Source organism: Nocardia sp. NPDC058705, assembly GCF_042749305.1.
Classification (GTDB): Bacteria; Actinomycetota; Actinomycetes; order Mycobacteriales; family Mycobacteriaceae; genus Nocardia.
In genome coordinates this window covers 87247-101285 of the sequence record NZ_JBHYRN010000015.1, presented here as the reverse complement: position 1 = coordinate 101285, position 14039 = coordinate 87247, and the positions used below count along the sequence as shown (strand labels likewise).

At 67.9% G+C, this 14039-nt stretch carries 15 protein-coding genes; 10 read left to right on the top strand and 5 right to left on the bottom strand.

Features of this window, described 5'->3' with window-relative positions; all coding sequences use genetic code 11:
* The first annotated feature begins 9 nt into the window (after positions 1-9).
* The 4 genes from ACFW6D_RS18765 to ACFW6D_RS18750 all read left to right on the top strand — a co-directional run bounded on the left by ACFW6D_RS18765 (position 10) and on the right by ACFW6D_RS18750 (position 2499).
* The gene (locus ACFW6D_RS18765; RefSeq protein WP_379329722.1) at positions 10-1044 is read left to right on the top strand and encodes a sugar kinase; all 1035 of its coding nucleotides are present in this window, start codon (positions 10-12) and stop codon (positions 1042-1044) included.
* Positions 1041-1811, top strand: coding sequence for an IclR family transcriptional regulator (locus ACFW6D_RS18760; RefSeq protein ID WP_379329720.1), 771 nt, complete (start codon positions 1041-1043; stop codon positions 1809-1811). Before ACFW6D_RS18765 ends, ACFW6D_RS18760 begins: the two co-directional genes overlap by 4 nt.
* Positions 1812-1816: 5 nt before the next feature.
* Positions 1817-2224, top strand: coding sequence for a RidA family protein (locus tag ACFW6D_RS18755; RefSeq protein ID WP_379329718.1), 408 nt, complete (start codon positions 1817-1819; stop codon positions 2222-2224).
* A 107-nt stretch (positions 2225-2331) separates the two neighbouring features.
* Positions 2332-2499 (top strand): hypothetical protein, encoded by a 168-nt coding sequence (locus ACFW6D_RS18750; protein WP_379235302.1) that lies wholly within the window; start codon positions 2332-2334, stop codon positions 2497-2499.
* A gap of 4 nt (positions 2500-2503) precedes the next feature.
* Here the strand turns inward: ACFW6D_RS18750 and ppc are convergent, their stop codons facing one another.
* Positions 2504-5266: a phosphoenolpyruvate carboxylase gene (gene ppc / locus ACFW6D_RS18745; RefSeq protein WP_379329716.1), complete on the bottom strand. Its 2763-nt coding sequence runs from the start codon at positions 5264-5266 to the stop codon at positions 2504-2506.
* Positions 5267-5388: 122 nt separating this feature from the next.
* On the opposite strand from ppc, the gene ACFW6D_RS18740 reads away from it, so the two are divergent.
* Positions 5389-5889 (top strand): nitroreductase/quinone reductase family protein, encoded by a 501-nt coding sequence (locus tag ACFW6D_RS18740; RefSeq protein ID WP_379329714.1) that lies wholly within the window; start codon positions 5389-5391, stop codon positions 5887-5889.
* Here the strand turns inward: ACFW6D_RS18740 and ACFW6D_RS18735 are convergent.
* The 4 genes from ACFW6D_RS18735 to ACFW6D_RS18720 all read right to left on the bottom strand — a co-directional run bounded on the left by ACFW6D_RS18735 (position 5867) and on the right by ACFW6D_RS18720 (position 8680).
* A complete protein-coding gene (locus ACFW6D_RS18735) occupies positions 5867-6289 on the bottom strand; it encodes a VOC family protein (RefSeq protein ID WP_379235296.1) in 423 nt (140 codons plus the stop codon). The genes ACFW6D_RS18740 and ACFW6D_RS18735 overlap by 23 nt on opposite strands.
* 60 nt (positions 6290-6349) lie before the next feature.
* Complete coding sequence (locus ACFW6D_RS18730; protein ID WP_379329825.1) at positions 6350-6886, bottom strand: sugar O-acetyltransferase; 537 nt, start codon at positions 6884-6886, stop codon at positions 6350-6352.
* 44 nt (positions 6887-6930) lie between these two features.
* Positions 6931-7524, bottom strand: a complete 594-nt coding sequence (locus ACFW6D_RS18725) for a hypothetical protein (RefSeq protein ID WP_379329712.1) — start codon at positions 7522-7524, stop codon at positions 6931-6933.
* Between the two features lie 88 nt (positions 7525-7612).
* Positions 7613-8680, bottom strand: coding sequence for an ABC transporter substrate-binding protein (locus tag ACFW6D_RS18720; RefSeq protein ID WP_379329710.1), 1068 nt, complete (start codon positions 8678-8680; stop codon positions 7613-7615).
* A gap of 108 nt (positions 8681-8788) precedes the next feature.
* Between ACFW6D_RS18720 and ACFW6D_RS18715 the strand changes: the two genes are divergently transcribed.
* The 5 genes from ACFW6D_RS18715 (at position 8789) to ACFW6D_RS18695 (ending at position 13785) form a co-directional block, all read left to right on the top strand.
* Positions 8789-9796: a FecCD family ABC transporter permease gene (locus tag ACFW6D_RS18715; RefSeq protein ID WP_379329708.1), complete on the top strand. Its 1008-nt coding sequence runs from the start codon at positions 8789-8791 to the stop codon at positions 9794-9796.
* Entirely contained in the window at positions 9793-10878 is a 1086-nt protein-coding gene (locus ACFW6D_RS18710) for a FecCD family ABC transporter permease (protein WP_379329706.1), read from the top strand. Before ACFW6D_RS18715 ends, ACFW6D_RS18710 begins: the two co-directional genes overlap by 4 nt.
* Positions 10875-11675, top strand: a complete 801-nt coding sequence (locus tag ACFW6D_RS18705; protein WP_379329704.1) for an ABC transporter ATP-binding protein — start codon at positions 10875-10877, stop codon at positions 11673-11675. Before ACFW6D_RS18710 ends, ACFW6D_RS18705 begins: the two co-directional genes overlap by 4 nt.
* 9 nt (positions 11676-11684) lie before the next feature.
* A complete protein-coding gene (locus ACFW6D_RS18700) occupies positions 11685-12323 on the top strand; it encodes a TetR/AcrR family transcriptional regulator (RefSeq protein WP_379329702.1) in 639 nt (212 codons plus the stop codon).
* A gap of 79 nt (positions 12324-12402) precedes the next feature.
* The gene (locus ACFW6D_RS18695; protein WP_379329700.1) at positions 12403-13785 is read left to right on the top strand and encodes a lipase family protein; all 1383 of its coding nucleotides are present in this window, start codon (positions 12403-12405) and stop codon (positions 13783-13785) included.
* The last annotated feature ends 254 nt before the right edge of the window (positions 13786-14039 follow it).

Genomic DNA, 14039 nt, shown 5'->3' with positions numbered 1-14039 from the left:
GCAAATAAGGTGATCTACGCAACAAACGACCAGCCCAGGGCGGTCACTGTCGGCGAGGGTCTGGCCGTGCTGATCGCGGGTGCGGGGCCCCTGGAACAGTCCGCGCAGTTCGATCGCGGGGCGGGCGGCGCGGAGGCCAATGTGGCCGTGGTGCTGGCCCAGCTCGACGTGTCGGCGGCGTGGCTGTCGCGGGTCGGCGACGACGGATTCGGTCGGTATCTGACGGCCGAGCTCGGTGCGCAGGGGGTCGACGTCTCGGCGGTCGCGGTCGATCCGACGCGGCCTACGGGCCTCTACGTCAAGGAGCGGGGCGCGGGTTCCGGTGCCGCCAACGATCTCGGCGCCGATGCCAGCCGGATGCACTACTACCGCACGGGTTCGGCGGCCAGTGCGCTGTCCCCCGCCGACCTCACGGAGCGAGCCGCCCTGCTCGACGGCGCCGATCTCGTGCACTTCACCGGCATCACCCCGGCGCTCTCGGAGTCGGCGACCGAACTCACCCGCGCGCTGCTGGCGCGACCCCGACAAGGCCTCGTCAGCTTCGACCTGAATTACCGTCCGGCAGTGTGGGGTTCACGCATCGATGAGGCCGCCGACGAACTCGACGCGCACATTCGCGGCGCCGACGTGGTGTTCCTCGGCGCCGACGAGGCCGAGGAGATCTTCGGCACCGGCGACCCGACCGCTCTGCGCGCCCTGTTCCCCGAACCCGCCCAGCTGATCGTCAAGAACGACAAGCACAGTGTCACCGGCTTCGACGGCGCGTCCTCGATCGAGGTACCCGCGCTGACCCTCGAGATCACCGAACGCATCGGCGCCGGTGACGCTTTCGCCGGTGGCTACCTCGCCGCACTGCTACACGGCGCCGACCTGCGTACCCGCCTGCGATATGGCCACCTGTGTGCCGCGGCCGCGCTCACCGCCGCCGGTGATTCGGCGAAACTGCCACCGTCACAAGATCTTCGACGTCTAGCCGGGCTCTCGGACGACAGCTGGGCCGGGCTGCACTATCCCGCCGCGCTCAATGAAACGATCAGCACATGAGTCAAAGCGTGTCGCGAGCCCTGTCCATTCTCATTGCTCTCGGCGAGAATTCGCAGTCGCTCGACGAGTTGGCGGTCCGGCTCGGCGTGCACAAGTCGACAGTCCTGCGATTGCTCCAGACCATGCAGGCCGATCGGTTCGTCGTACACGACAACGCCCACCGCTATTCGCTCGGCACCAGGATGTTCGAATTGGCAAGTCGCGCACTGGAGAACCGTGATGTGCGCACCGTCGCCCGCCCGTATCTGAGGAAACTGGGCGCGGCTACCGGGCAAACCGTGCACCTGGCCGCCTACGAATCCGGCGACGCCGTCTACATCGACAAGGTCGACGCCGAACAGGCGGTGCGGATGTATTCGCGCATCGGCAGGCCGGCGCCCCTGCACTGCACCGCGGTCGGCAAGGTGCTCGTCGCCGCGCTGCCGCACAGCGAATGGCCCGCTGTGGCAGCACGATTGGACTACCACCCCTTCACCACCCGCACCCTGCGCACCCCCGAGCAGTATCTGGCCGAACTGGATCTCGTCGCCGCGCAGGGGTTCGCCGAGGATCACGAGGAACACGAGAGCTTCGTCAACTGCATCGGTGTCGGCGTGCGCGACGGGATCGGTTCCGTGGTCGCCGCCGTGTCGGTCTCGGTGCCCGACGTGCTGCTCGACCATGATCAGGTGCTGGCATTGTTGCCGCAGGTCAGGGCGACTGCCGACGCCATCTCCACCGAGCTCGGCTGGGACCCCCGCCGAGACGTCACCGCGAGGAAAGGCTGAACCACATGTCCGACAAGACCGCCGTGCGCACCTCCGACGCCCCGGCACCCGCCCACACCTTCTCCCAGGGCGTGCGCAAAGGCCCGTTCGTGCAGGTGTCCGGTCAGGGCCCGGTGGATCCCGAGACCAACGAGTACCTACACCCCGGCGATGTCGCCGCCCAGACCACCCGCACCCTGATGAACGTCAAGGCGATCATCGACGCCTCCGGTGCCACCTTCGACGATGTGATGATGCTGCGCGTCTACCTCACCAAGCGCGAGGACTTCGCGATCATGAACGAGGCGTACGGCGAGTTCGTCACAAAGCACACCAGCAACGGCGTGCTCCCCTCGCGCACGACGGTTTTCACCGGTCTGCCGCGTGCGGAGATGCTGGTCGAGATCGATGCGATCGCCGTCGTAACCGACTGAGCCACCGCGATTCCCGCGATGTCGTGGACGTCGTCGGCGCGTGCGTGTTGAGATGGGGACGCCCCCGCACGGGGGTGTTCGCCCCGCTCTACCCGAGGATTGCGCCTATGTTCGCCAAGTTCGCCCGCCCGCTCGCCGTCGCCGCCCTGGCGCTGTCCGTCACCGCGATCGGTGCGGGAACCGCGTCGGCCGCCCCCGCGCAGCCGGTCGTCGGCTCGGTGTCGATCTGCACCGGTATCCCGGTCGGACCGATCACCATCAGCGTCTGCCTCTAGGCGACTAACCCGAGTTGCGCAGCGCGGTGGCGAGGCCGTTCATGGTGAGCAGGATGCCTCGCTTCACCAGTTCGGAATCGTCGCCGCCGCGCAGCCGGGCGAGCAGGTCGACCTGGAGTTGGTTCAGTGGCTCCAGGTAGGGGAAGCGGTTGTGGATCGATTCGGCCAGTGACGGGTTGTCGCTGAGGAGTTCGGTGTGGCCGGTGACCGCCTTGTACATGCGGATGGTGCGGGCGTGTTCGTCGGTGATCATCGCGAAGATCTTCGCCCGTAGGGTTTCGTCGGTGACGAGTTCGGCGTAGCGGGCGGCGATGTCGAGGTCGCTCTTGGCCATCACCTGGGCCAGGTTCGAGAGCACGGTGTTGAAGAACGGCCAGCGCTGGTAGAGGTCGGTGAGGCGGGCGAGGCGAGCTGGATCGTCGCCGACCCAGTCCTCGAGGGCGGTGCCGGTGCCGTACCAGCCGGGCAGCATGACCCTGGCCTGGCTCCACGCCATCACCCAGGGGATGGCGCGTAGGTCGGATACCGAGTTGGTGGGTTTGCGGGAGGCGGGGCGGCTGCCGATATTGAGGTCGCCGACCTCGGCGACCGGGGTGGACTCGCGGAAGTATTCGACGAAGCCGGGGGTGTCGTGCACGAGGTTCGCGTAGGCGGCGCGGGCGCGGGCGGCGAGGTCGTCGAGGAGTTCATAAGCGGGTTCGGCGTCATCGCCGAGACCCTCCACATCCAAGAGTGTCGACTCCAGGGTGCCTGCGATCAGTGATTCCAGATTACGGTGTGCCGCACCGGATTCGGAGTACTTCGCGGCGATCACCTCGCCCTGTTCGGTGAGGCGCAGCGAGCCCTGCACCGCACCGGCGGGCTGGGCCAGGATGGCGTCGTAGCTGCGACCACCACCGCGACCGACGGTGCCGCCGCGACCGTGGAACAGCCGCAACCGGATGCCCGACTTCCTGGCGACCTCCACCAGGTCGAGTTCGGCGCGATAGAGCGCCCAGTTCGCGGCGAGGTAGCCGCCGTCCTTGTTCGAATCGGAGTAGCCGAGCATCACTTCCTGGCGCATGCCGGCGGCCTCGACCAGCTCGCGATACACCGGAACATCCAGTACCGCAGCGAGAGTCGACGCACCGGCGCTCAGGTCCTCGATGGTTTCGAACAGCGGGACGATACCGACGGGGCAGCTCGGCGCGACGTCGGCGGTGCCGGGATCGAGGATGCCCGCTTCCTTCAGCAGCAGGGCCGCTTCGAGCATGTCGCTGACCGAGGTGCACATGCTGATGATGTAGTTCGGGATCGCGGCCGCGCCGAAGGTATCGATGACCTCCTTGGCAGCGCCGAGCACGCCGAGCTCTTTAGTGGCGAGCTCGCTCAACTGCGCGGTGGGGCCCAGCAGTGGTCGGCGCGTGCGCAATTCGGTAGCCAGCAGCTCGACACGCTCGTCTTCGGACAGGCTCGGGTAATCGGCGTGCACGCCCGACCACTCCAGCAGTTCGGTGACGACCTGTTCGTGCACCTCGGAGTTCTGGCGCATGTCCAGGCCCTGCAGGTGGAAGCCGAAGGTTTCGATGGCGTGGCGCAGGGCGGCGAGGCGGTCGTCGGCGAGCAGGCCGTCGCCGCTGGCGCGCATGGATTCGTCGATCGCGTCGAGGTCGTCGAGGACGGCCTGCGGGGTCGGGTACGGGGCGACATCGGAAGCGAATCCGTGTTCGGGCAGTTCGCCGAGTGCCAGCTCCGCGGTGGCGCTGAGGCGGGCCCGAATCGCGTGCAGCGCCCGGCGATACGGTTCGTCGGCGAACAGGCCGGGGTCGGGATAGCCCGCGGCCGCGAGCTCGGCGACCGGGGGCGTCACCTGCACCAGCCGGGCCGATTGCGACAGGGTCTTCTCGAGTTCGACCAGCTCGTCGAGGTAGCGGCCGAAGGCGTAGGCGGCGGCCTGTTCGGCGGCGGTGTGCACGACTTCGGCTGTGACGAACGGGTTTCCGTCACGGTCGCCGCCGATCCAGGAGCCGGGGCGCAGGATCGGGCGCGGAAGCAAGTCTTCCGTCGGCCAGCGTTCACGCAACGCGGATCGCACCTGGGCGTTGATCGCGGGGATCACGTCGTAGAGCGTCAGGTCGTAGTAGCGCAGGCCGACCGAGATCTCGTCCTGAATCCGCAAGCGCGCCAGCCGGATCAGCGCCGTGCGCCACAGGGTGAGTACTTCGCGACGGATCCGCAGTTCCGAGTCCGCCAGCCCGGGATCGCCGGGTTCGAGCCGACGACGCAGTCGCATGAGTTCGGTGATCTTGGACTGCACGTCGAAGACTGTGCGCCTGCGGGTTTCGGTCGGATGCGCGGTGATCACCGGGGAGACGAGCGCGTCGGTGAGCAGGTCGGCCACCGTCGTGCCATCGAGTCCGGCCGCGTCGAGCTTGTCGTAGGTCGCGGCCAGGGAGGAATCCTGCGGCGGCTCCCCCGCGGCCACGTGCACGGCGCGGCGACGGTCGCGCTGGATGTCCTCGGCCAGGTTGGCCAGCAGCACGAAATAGCTGAACGCGCGGATCAGCGGGATCGCGACCTCGGTGGGGGTGCCGTCGAGCATATCGGCGACAGCACTGCGCTCGACCTCCTCGCGGCGCACCCGGAATGCCTCGGTGCGTACGCGCTCGATCAGGTCGAACACCTCGGGACCTTCGTGGTCGCGGATGGTGTCGCCCAGGATGCCGCCGAGGAAACGGATGTCCTCGCGCAGCGGCCGGGTTGCTTCCTGCTCCATCGGTTCACCCATGGAAATACAGTATTGCGGTAATCGCCCCGCCGCGACCCGGCGACGCGCTCCTACCGTGGGCGGATGTGGTTGTCGGCGCACACCGATACGGTCGATTCACCATCGATGAAGGGGGATTACCGATGTCAGGTGCCCGACCAGCGCTCAGCACGACCGGATGCGCCGCCAACCTGATCAGCGCCCGATTACCGGCCATGGCACGCGGTGCCGGACGACTGCACGAACGGATGTACCGGCGTTTCGGCGGCGGTCCCGCGGGAAAATGGCTGGGCAGGCCGATTTTCCGGCTCACGGTCGTCGGGCGCACATCAGGACAGCCACGATCGGTTGTCCTGATGCTTGTCCGCGACGGCGATGACCTGGTGGTGTGCGGATCCAACGGCGGCAATCCGAGCGCGCCGAACTGGTGGCGGAACCTGGTCGCCGCCGAATCCGGTGAGGTGCAATTCGGGCGCGACACCTGGCCGGTGGCCGTGCGCGAGATCACCGACGACGCCGAATACGAGCGGCTGTGGGCGGTGCTCGTCGCGGGCTATCCCGACTTCGCCACCTACCGTGAGCTGACCGAGCGCCGCCTGCCGATCGCGGTGTTGCGCCGGGTCAGCCCTTCTGGCGGGCGTTGAAGCGGATCTGATTGCCCCAGGGGTCGCGGAACGCGCAGTCGCGGCCGTATTGCTGATTGACGATCTCTTGGGCGACGGTGGCGCCCGCGTCGCGGATGCGGGTGAAGGTGCCGTCCAGGTCGTCGGTCGCGAAGATGATCGTGGACTGGGCGCCGCTGTCGATGCGGGCCTGCGCCGCTGCCCGGTACGCGGGGTCGGGGGACATTTCCGGGGTTTCCAGCACGAATTCCAGGTGCTTCTGGTCGACCGGGCCGACGGTGAGCCAGCGCAGATTGCCTTCGAACGGGATATCGGTGCGGACTTGCAAACCGATCAGGTCGCGATAGAAGGTCAGAGCCTCGTCCTGGTCGCCCACGAGCAGCATGACGTGGGTGAGGGACAGATCTTCGCCGTGGCGCATGCGGTCTCCTCTGGTCGTGGTGCGCCGGTCGGCGCCTGCCGACCAGCGTAACCAGCAAACCTAGAGTTGCCTGATCACCCGCGCCGGGTTGCCCGCCGCGAACACCCGGTCGGGCAGATCACGCGTCACCACACTGCCCGCCCCGACCACCACATCGTCACCGATCGTCACGCCGGGGCACACAATCACCCCACCACCGAACCAGGCGTTGTTCCCGATCCGGATCGGCGCCGCGGATTCCCAACGCTGCCTGCGCTTTTCGTGATCTTCCATCGGATGCAGCGCGGTGAGCAACTGCACGCGGGGCCCGATCGAACAGTCGTCGCCGATGGTGATCGGCGCGCAATCCAGCAGGATCGCGTCGTAATTCAGGAAGCTGTTCGCCCCGATCTCGATCAGATACCCGTAGTCGCACTGGAACCGCGGCATGATCCACGACCCCTCCCCCAGCTTGCCAAGGAGATCACCCAGCAAATCGGTCCGCCGCCCGGTTTCATCGGGCCCGGTCCGATTGAACTCGTCGCACAACCGTTGCGCCCGTTGCCGTTCGGCCACCAGTTCGGAATCGTTGTCTTTGTACAGTTCCCCCGCCAGCATCCGCTGCTTCTGCTCACCCACCCCGCCGAGTGTAGGGCGTTCGCCTACCGAGTGGCCGCGAGCGTCGCCGCGACCACTTCGCGCACTGTGCGCCGGGTGTCCGAGGCCGACGCGGGGTGCCGATAGTGGTCGACCCAGATCAGGTCAGCGCCTCGGCGCACCACGACGGAGCTCGCGGCGGTCTCGCCGTCGTCACCGTCGGCGTTACAGGACTCGTCTCCCAAGCCGGCACCGGGAACGAAACTGCCCATCATCGCCGAACCGTCGCACCATGAGGCGAGTGCCTTCGATGCTTGGTCCGCTCCCGAGATCCACCAGATCCGTCCGTAGCGCAACAGCCGCACCTTCAGGTTCCCGTATTCGTCGACGCCGATCGGATGGTTGTCCGCGGTGTGAAATTCACACGCCGCGTCGCTGTCACCCGAATAGCTCGCTGCGGGCATCCGCTCCCCGAACGGGACCGCACGTTCGAAGAGTTCCGGCCCGATCACCGCGCACAGGTCCGGCGGGACCGCGGCCGCCGGTTCCGACCTCTCCCACCGCTCCAAGAGATGCAAGCCCACACCGAAGACCACGAAGATGAGAACCACCGAACCCAGTCCGACCAGACATCCGCGCGGCCCCACCTGCTTGCTCATTCAGTCATGATCGACGCCCGCTGCGCTCGAAGCAAACAGCGTTCTCGCTTCTCGCGCAGGCGAATCCGGGCGCAGTGTCCGTCGGCGGCTACTTCGCCGGGTCGACCTGGAAGGTCTCGGCGATGTCGTCGAGGACGGAGTGTGCACCGGTGAGGCCTACCGAGGTGAGCCAGACCAGGTCGTCGACCGGGGTTACCTTGCCGTGCAGCTGGTTCCACAGTGGGTTGGCTTCGGCGGCTGCCTTGCGTTGGGTGGCGGCGTCCTCGCCGTTGCTGGTGAGGAAGATGTAGTCGGCGTCGGCGTCGAGGAGGCGCTCGGGGCTCAGGGTGATCGAGAAGTCGTTTTTCGGGTCGGTGGACTTGTCGGGCTGGTTCAGGCCGGTGTCGGCGAAGATGTCGCCGACGAAGCTGACCCGCTGCATCAGCCGGTCCTCCTTGGGCATGAAGCGCAGCAGTGACACGGTCGGGGCGGTGCCGCCGTTCTTCTCCTTGATCGCCGCGCCGATCTTGGCGGCGCGGTCCTGGTAGGCCGCGAGCTTGGCTTGGGCGAGGTTCTCCTTGTCGACCGCCTTGGCGAGCAGCAGGAGGTTTTCCTTCCAGGTGGCGCCGGTGGTCTGGCTGAACACGACCGGGACGGTGCCCGAACCGAGTTTGATGCCCTTGAACTGCTCGTACTGCTTCTCGTGGCGCACCTTGGCCGAGACGATCAGGTCGGGTCGGGCGCCGGCCAGCTTCTCGATATCGGGGGTCTGCAGGTTGCCGATGTTGACCGCGCGCCCGCCGCAGGTCTGCGCGGCCGCGCCGAGGAAGGCGGGCAATTTCTCACCCATGGACTGGTAGGTCGTGTACGCCACCAGTTCGGTGTTCAGCACGAGGGCGGCGTCGACGAACGTCTGATCGAGGGCCGCGACCCGGACCGGCCGGGTGCTGATGGTGGCCGGGTCGACGGTGGTGCCGACATCGACGCCAGCCTTGTCCCTGACCGCGCCCTTCTCGATGGTGCGCGGGTAGGCGCCACCGTCGAGATTGCTCGCGGTGTCGCAATCGCTGCCTGCGGCATCGGTGGCGGACCGATCCTGGCCACACGCGGACAGACTCAAGACGGCTGCGGCGACTACCGCGGCGGCGGCGAGTCGGCGAATCGGTGGGGTGTTCATCGAATGCTCCCGGGTGGTTCGGATGATCTCAGGGTTGCTAACGTAGCGAAGCCTTACCTAATTACCAACTATGAAGTAGGAACAGTGCCTGCATCACCGCCCGGAGTCGTGTTCGCCAACACACGTGCTCGCCGGTTGCTACTCGTCGCCGGACTGGCGGTCGCGGTACTCGCCGCCGTCTTACTGAGCCTGGCCATCGGCTCCAAATTCATTGCTCCCCTTGATGTTCTGCAGGCCCTCGGTGGCACGACCGATACCGAGACCGGCGCGATCGTCAACGGCCTCCGCCTGCCGCGCACGCTGCTGGGGATCCTGGCCGGCCTCGCGCTCGGCGTCGCGGGCGCCGTGATCCAGGGCCACACCAGGAACCCACTGGCCGACCCCGCGCTGCTCGGCATCACCCAGGGTGCGGCGCTCGGGATCGTGCTGGCGGTGATGGTCGGCGGCATCACGAGCCTGTTCGGTTACGTGTGGTTCGGTTTCGCCGGGGCGCTGATCGCCACCGTCACCGTGTTCGTCATCGGCGCAACGGGCCGCGGCGGACCCACCCCGGTGACGCTCGCCCTGGCGGGCGCCGCCGTCAGCTACCTGCTGCAGGGCTTGATCTCGGCGGTGGTGCTGTTCGACACCGATGTCACCGACATCTACCGCTTCTGGAAGGCCGGCTCGCTCGTCGGGTCCAACCTCGATTTGTTGGGCAAGGCAACACCTTTCGTCATCGTCGGGATCGTGCTCGCCCTGGCCAACACCTCCGCACTCAACGCGCTCGGCCTCGGCGAGGACACCGCAAAAGCACTGGGCCATCGCGTTTTCCTCGCCCGCACCGTCGGCATCGGCTCGATCGTGCTGCTCACCGGTGCGGTCGTGGCGATCGCCGGACCACTCGGTTTCGTCGGTCTCGTCGTTCCGCACCTCGCCCGTGGCATCACCGGGCCCGACTACCGCTGGCTCGTCCCCGTGGCCGGACTGCTCGGCGTGGTCATGGTGCTGGCCGCCGACATCGCGGGACGGCTGGTGCTGGACAAGGGCGAACTTCCGGCAGGCATCATGCTCGCCTTCGTCGGCGCCCCGTTCTTCATCGTGCTGGTCCGCCGCCGCAAGCTGGTGACCATATGAGTACCGTCCGGGCGGTCCGGCTGGGGCCGGTGTCCTGGCAACTACGACTGCGCACGACCGCTGTTCTACTGGTCGGCCTCGCGATCCTCGTCGCCGCGAGCTGCGTCGCCCTCGCGCTCGGCACCTACACGATGCCCGATGGCGGTCCGGTCACCCCGTGGGACGTGGTGGCGGTGCTCACCGGTGGTGGTGACGACGGCCTCGCTTATGTGGTGTGGGATCTGCGACTGCCCCGGATTCTCACCGGTGCGCTGGTCGGCGCGGCGTTGGCGTTGTCGGGTGCGATCACCCAGGGGATCGCGCGAAACCCGTTGTCCAGCCCCGATATTCTCGGCGTCACCGCGGGTTCGAGCGTCGCCGCTGTCGCGGTGATCGCGCTGACCGGCAGCCGCGGTCAGCTCAGCGGTGTCGCTGCCGAGATCGGGGTGCCCGTCGCGTCCATGCTCGGCGGATTGCTCGCCGCTTTCGGTGTTTTCCTGCTGGCCTGGCGTGGCGGCATCGAAGGGTATCGACTCGTGCTCGTCGGTCTCGGCGCCGGTTCGCTGCTGTCCAGCGTGACGTTCTGGCTGCTCAGCGTCGGCGAGGTCGATGTCGCGACGCGGGCGGTGACCTGGCTGACCGGCAGCCTCAACGGCAGCAGCTGGACTCAGGTGACCCCGGTCGCGATCGCCCTGGTGGTCCTGGTGCCGGTGGTTCTGGCGAGCACCCACCTGCTCGGCGCACTGCACTTCGGCGACGACACCGCCCGCTCACTCGGCGTGCGCCTCAACGCCGCCCGCCTGTTCCTGCTGGTCCTGGCCGTGCTGCTCGCCGGAGTCGCCACGGCGTCGGCGGGCGCCATCATCTTCATCGCGCTCGCGGTGCCGCAGGTAGCGCTGCGGCTCACCGGCTCGGCGCAACCGCCGCTGCTGACCTCGGCACTGCTCGGCGCGGCGTTCACCGTCACCGCCGATCTCGTCGCCCGCACCCTGCTGCCCGCCGGTGAACTCCCCGTCGGAGTGATCACCGCGGTACTCGGCGCGCCCTATCTGATCTATCTGTTGATGCGGCGCAATCGCGCCGGGAAAGCGGGCGTGTCATGACCGTTCGGTTGCGTGCCAGCGAACTGACCCTCGGCTACGGGGCGACCACCGTGGTCGACAACCTGAGCCTGGAGATCACCGGCGGCACCATCACCGCGGTGATCGGACCCAACGGGTGCGGCAAATCCACGCTCCTGCGTGCGATGGCTCGGCTGCTGCGCCCCACCGGTGGCCACGTGCACCTGGACGGCAAACGCATCGACCGCATGTCCACCAAGGACGTGGCGCGGGTACTCGGCATCCTGCCCCAATCACCGCTCGCCCCAGAGGGTCTCACTGTCGCCGACCTGGTCGCCCGCGGCAGACACCCGCACCAGCGCTGGTACCGCCAGTGGTCCCCGGACGACGAGTCCGCCATCACCGAGGCCCTGACCTGGACCGACATGGTCGAATTCGCCGACCGCTCGCTCGACGAACTGTCCGGCGGACAACGCCAGCGCGCCTGGATCTCGATGGCGCTGGCTCAGAACACCGACCTGCTCCTGCTCGACGAACCCACCACCTTCCTCGACCTCGCCCACCAGATCGAGGTCCTCGACCTGGTCCGGCGCCTGCACACCGAAGCCGGCCGCACGGTCGTGATGGTGCTGCACGATCTGAATCTCGCCGCGCGCTACGCCCACCGGCTGGTCGCGATGCGGGCGGGCCGCGTGGTCGCCGCCGGAACGCCCGCCGAAGTCCTCACCGAGGAGACTGTGGCGCAGGTGTTCGGGCTGCACGCGTTGGTGATCGAGGACCCGGTCACCGCGACCCCGCTGGTGGTCCCGATCGGACCCGTCGACGCCACGACCTCGTAGGGTCATGGGGTGAGCGCTGGGCGGACCCGACACAACTACACCGGCACCTCGGTCGCCGAGCGGCAGGTCGAGCGGCGGGCGCTGTTCATCGACGCGGGGCTGACCGTTTTCGCGGAGAAGTCGTACGCCAACAGTTCGCTGACCGATGTGTGCGCGGTCGCGGGGTTGTCGCGTCGGCAGTTCTATGAACAGTTCGCCGGGCGCGAGGAGCTGCTCGTCGCGGTGTACGACTTCGTGCAGGACAAGGCCGGGGCGGCGGTGGCCGCGGCGCTGGCGGCGGTGGAATCCGACGATCTGCGTGCGCTCATCGAAGCGGCGATACGGGCTTATACGACGGCGATCACCGACGACATCCGTTGCGCCAAAGTCGCTTTCGTCGACATCGTCGGGGTGAGCCCGGAGATCGAGGAGTATCGGGCGCAGGTCAGGGATCGGTGGGGGGAAGTCGTCACCGCGATCGCAGCCGGGCGCGATGGGGCGCGGATGCCGGCCGGTGGCTGGCGGGTGCCGATGGCGGCGTTCATCGGGGCGGTGAACGGCGCGGTGCACCAGTGGAGCCTGGACGACCCGCGACCGCCCGTCGACGAGCTGGTCGAGGTCTTCACCACCATCCTGAACAGCCTCATCTCGGCGTCTCCCGGCAATTGATTGCGATCCGCGCCACACCCGTGTCATAGTTGCCACTATTGAGACGAAGGCGTCTCAATTTCTGTGAGGACTGAGCGCGATGAGATCTCCCTTCGTTCAGCGATGGCTCGCCCTTGCCACCGGCTTGTTCGCGGCCGCAACAGTTTTGGCGGCGGGGCCGGCAGCGGCCGAGCCGTCGGCGGCGCCCCCGCCGGTGATTCCGCTACCGCCCGAATGGGATCCGGGCTTCTACCTGCCGCCCGCCGATGTGGTGGCGGCGACGGCGCCGGGCGCGATCATCGCGGTCCGACAGGTGCGGATCGCCGATTTCGGCGTGCTGCCGGTCGATGTCGACGCGTGGCAGGTGTCGTATCGCTCCAACGACAGCCGCGACGAGGCGATCCCCGCGGTCGCCACCCTGATCAAGCCACGTGGGCAGGCACCGTCGCCGCGCAAGCTGCTGTCGGTGCAGTTGGCCGAGGACTCGACGGCGGGATACTGCGCGCCGTCCTATGCGCTGCAACATCTTTCGGCCGCCGCGGTGGCGGGGCAGATCGTGGTGCCCGCCGAGTTCCTGTTCGCGCAGGCGGCGCTGGCGCAGGGCTGGGCCGTGGTCGTCCCGGACCATCAGGGTCCGAATTCGGCCTACGCGGCCGGACCGCTGGCCGGCCGGATCACCCTCGACGGCATTCGCGCGGCGACCAGCTTCGCCCCGCTCGAGGCGGGACCGACCGCGCCGGTGGGGCTCTACGGCTACTCCGGCGGTTCCATCGCCACCGGCCATGCTGCCGAACTGCACAGTTCCTACGCGCCCGAACTGAACATCGTGGGCGCGGCCGAGGGCGGGGTCGGCGCCGATCTCGGTCCCGCGCTGACCATGGCGAGCAACCAGGCCACCTCGGGCCTCGTCTTCGCCGCCGTTCTCGGCCTCACCCGCGAATACCCCGACTTCGCCGCCTACCTCGACCAGCGGCTCGACCCGCTCGGCAAGGGGCTGTTCGCGATCAAATCGCCACTGTGCGTGCAGTATCAGTCGGCGCTGCTGCCGTTCCTGAATCTCACCGGCATGATCGGCTCCGACGGCAACCCCCTCGACGACCCGCCGGTCGCGGCGATGCTCGACGACACCCGTATGGGCAAATCCGTCCCCGACATGCCTCTGTTCATCTGGCATTCCGCCTGGGACGAGATCCTGCCCCTCGCCGCCACCGACACCCTCGTCGACACCTACTGCCGCGACCCCGGCACATCCCTGACCTACACCCGCGATCACGCCAGCGAACACATCGTCGCCGAACTGGTGGGCGGACCGGCCGCCCTGATCTGGCTGCGCGACCGCCTCGACGGCATCCCCGCCCCCACCGGCTGCATCACCTCCGACGCAGGCACCATGGCCGCCACCCCCGGCGCCCTCGACTTCCTCGGCGACACCCTCGCCGCGAAGTTCGCCTCCCTGTTCGGCACACCCCTCGGCAGCCGCTGATAACCACTGGAGGACAGGTGGCGACCGACGTAGGCTGCCCCCATGGGGGCGCCTTATTCCAGCCATCACGTGTGTCTGCCGTGCCGGGTTTCGTTCAAACTCCGACCGAGTGAATCCGGCCGAGCATGCCCACTCTGCCGGGCACCGATGATCAATGCCGGTCGCTATCTCGAGGTGCCCGCGCGGCGGAACAAGAGTGCGTGGACAGCATTGGCCGCCGTCCTGGAATCGGGCCTACGTTTCCATCCCACTTG

What these genes read in the sequence shown, in the direction of transcription:
- ACFW6D_RS18735 (WP_379235296.1), bottom strand. Translation starts at nt 6,289, where the DNA reads ATGCGCCACGGCGAAGATCTGTCCCTCACCCACGTCATGCTGCTCGTG.
- ACFW6D_RS18760 (WP_379329720.1), top strand. Translation starts at nt 1,041, where the DNA reads ATGAGTCAAAGCGTGTCGCGAGCCCTGTCCATTCTCATTGCTCTCGGC.
- ACFW6D_RS18725 (WP_379329712.1), bottom strand. Translation starts at nt 7,524, where the DNA reads ATGAGCAAGCAGGTGGGGCCGCGCGGATGTCTGGTCGGACTGGGTTCG.
- ppc (WP_379329716.1), bottom strand. Translation starts at nt 5,266, where the DNA reads ATGGGTGAACCGATGGAGCAGGAAGCAACCCGGCCGCTGCGCGAGGAC.
- ACFW6D_RS18710 (WP_379329706.1), top strand. Translation starts at nt 9,793, where the DNA reads ATGAGTACCGTCCGGGCGGTCCGGCTGGGGCCGGTGTCCTGGCAACTA.
- ACFW6D_RS18695 (WP_379329700.1), top strand. Translation starts at nt 12,403, where the DNA reads ATGAGATCTCCCTTCGTTCAGCGATGGCTCGCCCTTGCCACCGGCTTG.
- ACFW6D_RS18705 (WP_379329704.1), top strand. Translation starts at nt 10,875, where the DNA reads ATGACCGTTCGGTTGCGTGCCAGCGAACTGACCCTCGGCTACGGGGCG.
- ACFW6D_RS18730 (WP_379329825.1), bottom strand. Translation starts at nt 6,886, where the DNA reads ATGCTGGCGGGGGAACTGTACAAAGACAACGATTCCGAACTGGTGGCC.
- ACFW6D_RS18740 (WP_379329714.1), top strand. Translation starts at nt 5,389, where the DNA reads ATGTCAGGTGCCCGACCAGCGCTCAGCACGACCGGATGCGCCGCCAAC.
- ACFW6D_RS18720 (WP_379329710.1), bottom strand. Translation starts at nt 8,680, where the DNA reads ATGAACACCCCACCGATTCGCCGACTCGCCGCCGCCGCGGTAGTCGCC.
- ACFW6D_RS18750 (WP_379235302.1), top strand. Translation starts at nt 2,332, where the DNA reads ATGTTCGCCAAGTTCGCCCGCCCGCTCGCCGTCGCCGCCCTGGCGCTG.
- ACFW6D_RS18755 (WP_379329718.1), top strand. Translation starts at nt 1,817, where the DNA reads ATGTCCGACAAGACCGCCGTGCGCACCTCCGACGCCCCGGCACCCGCC.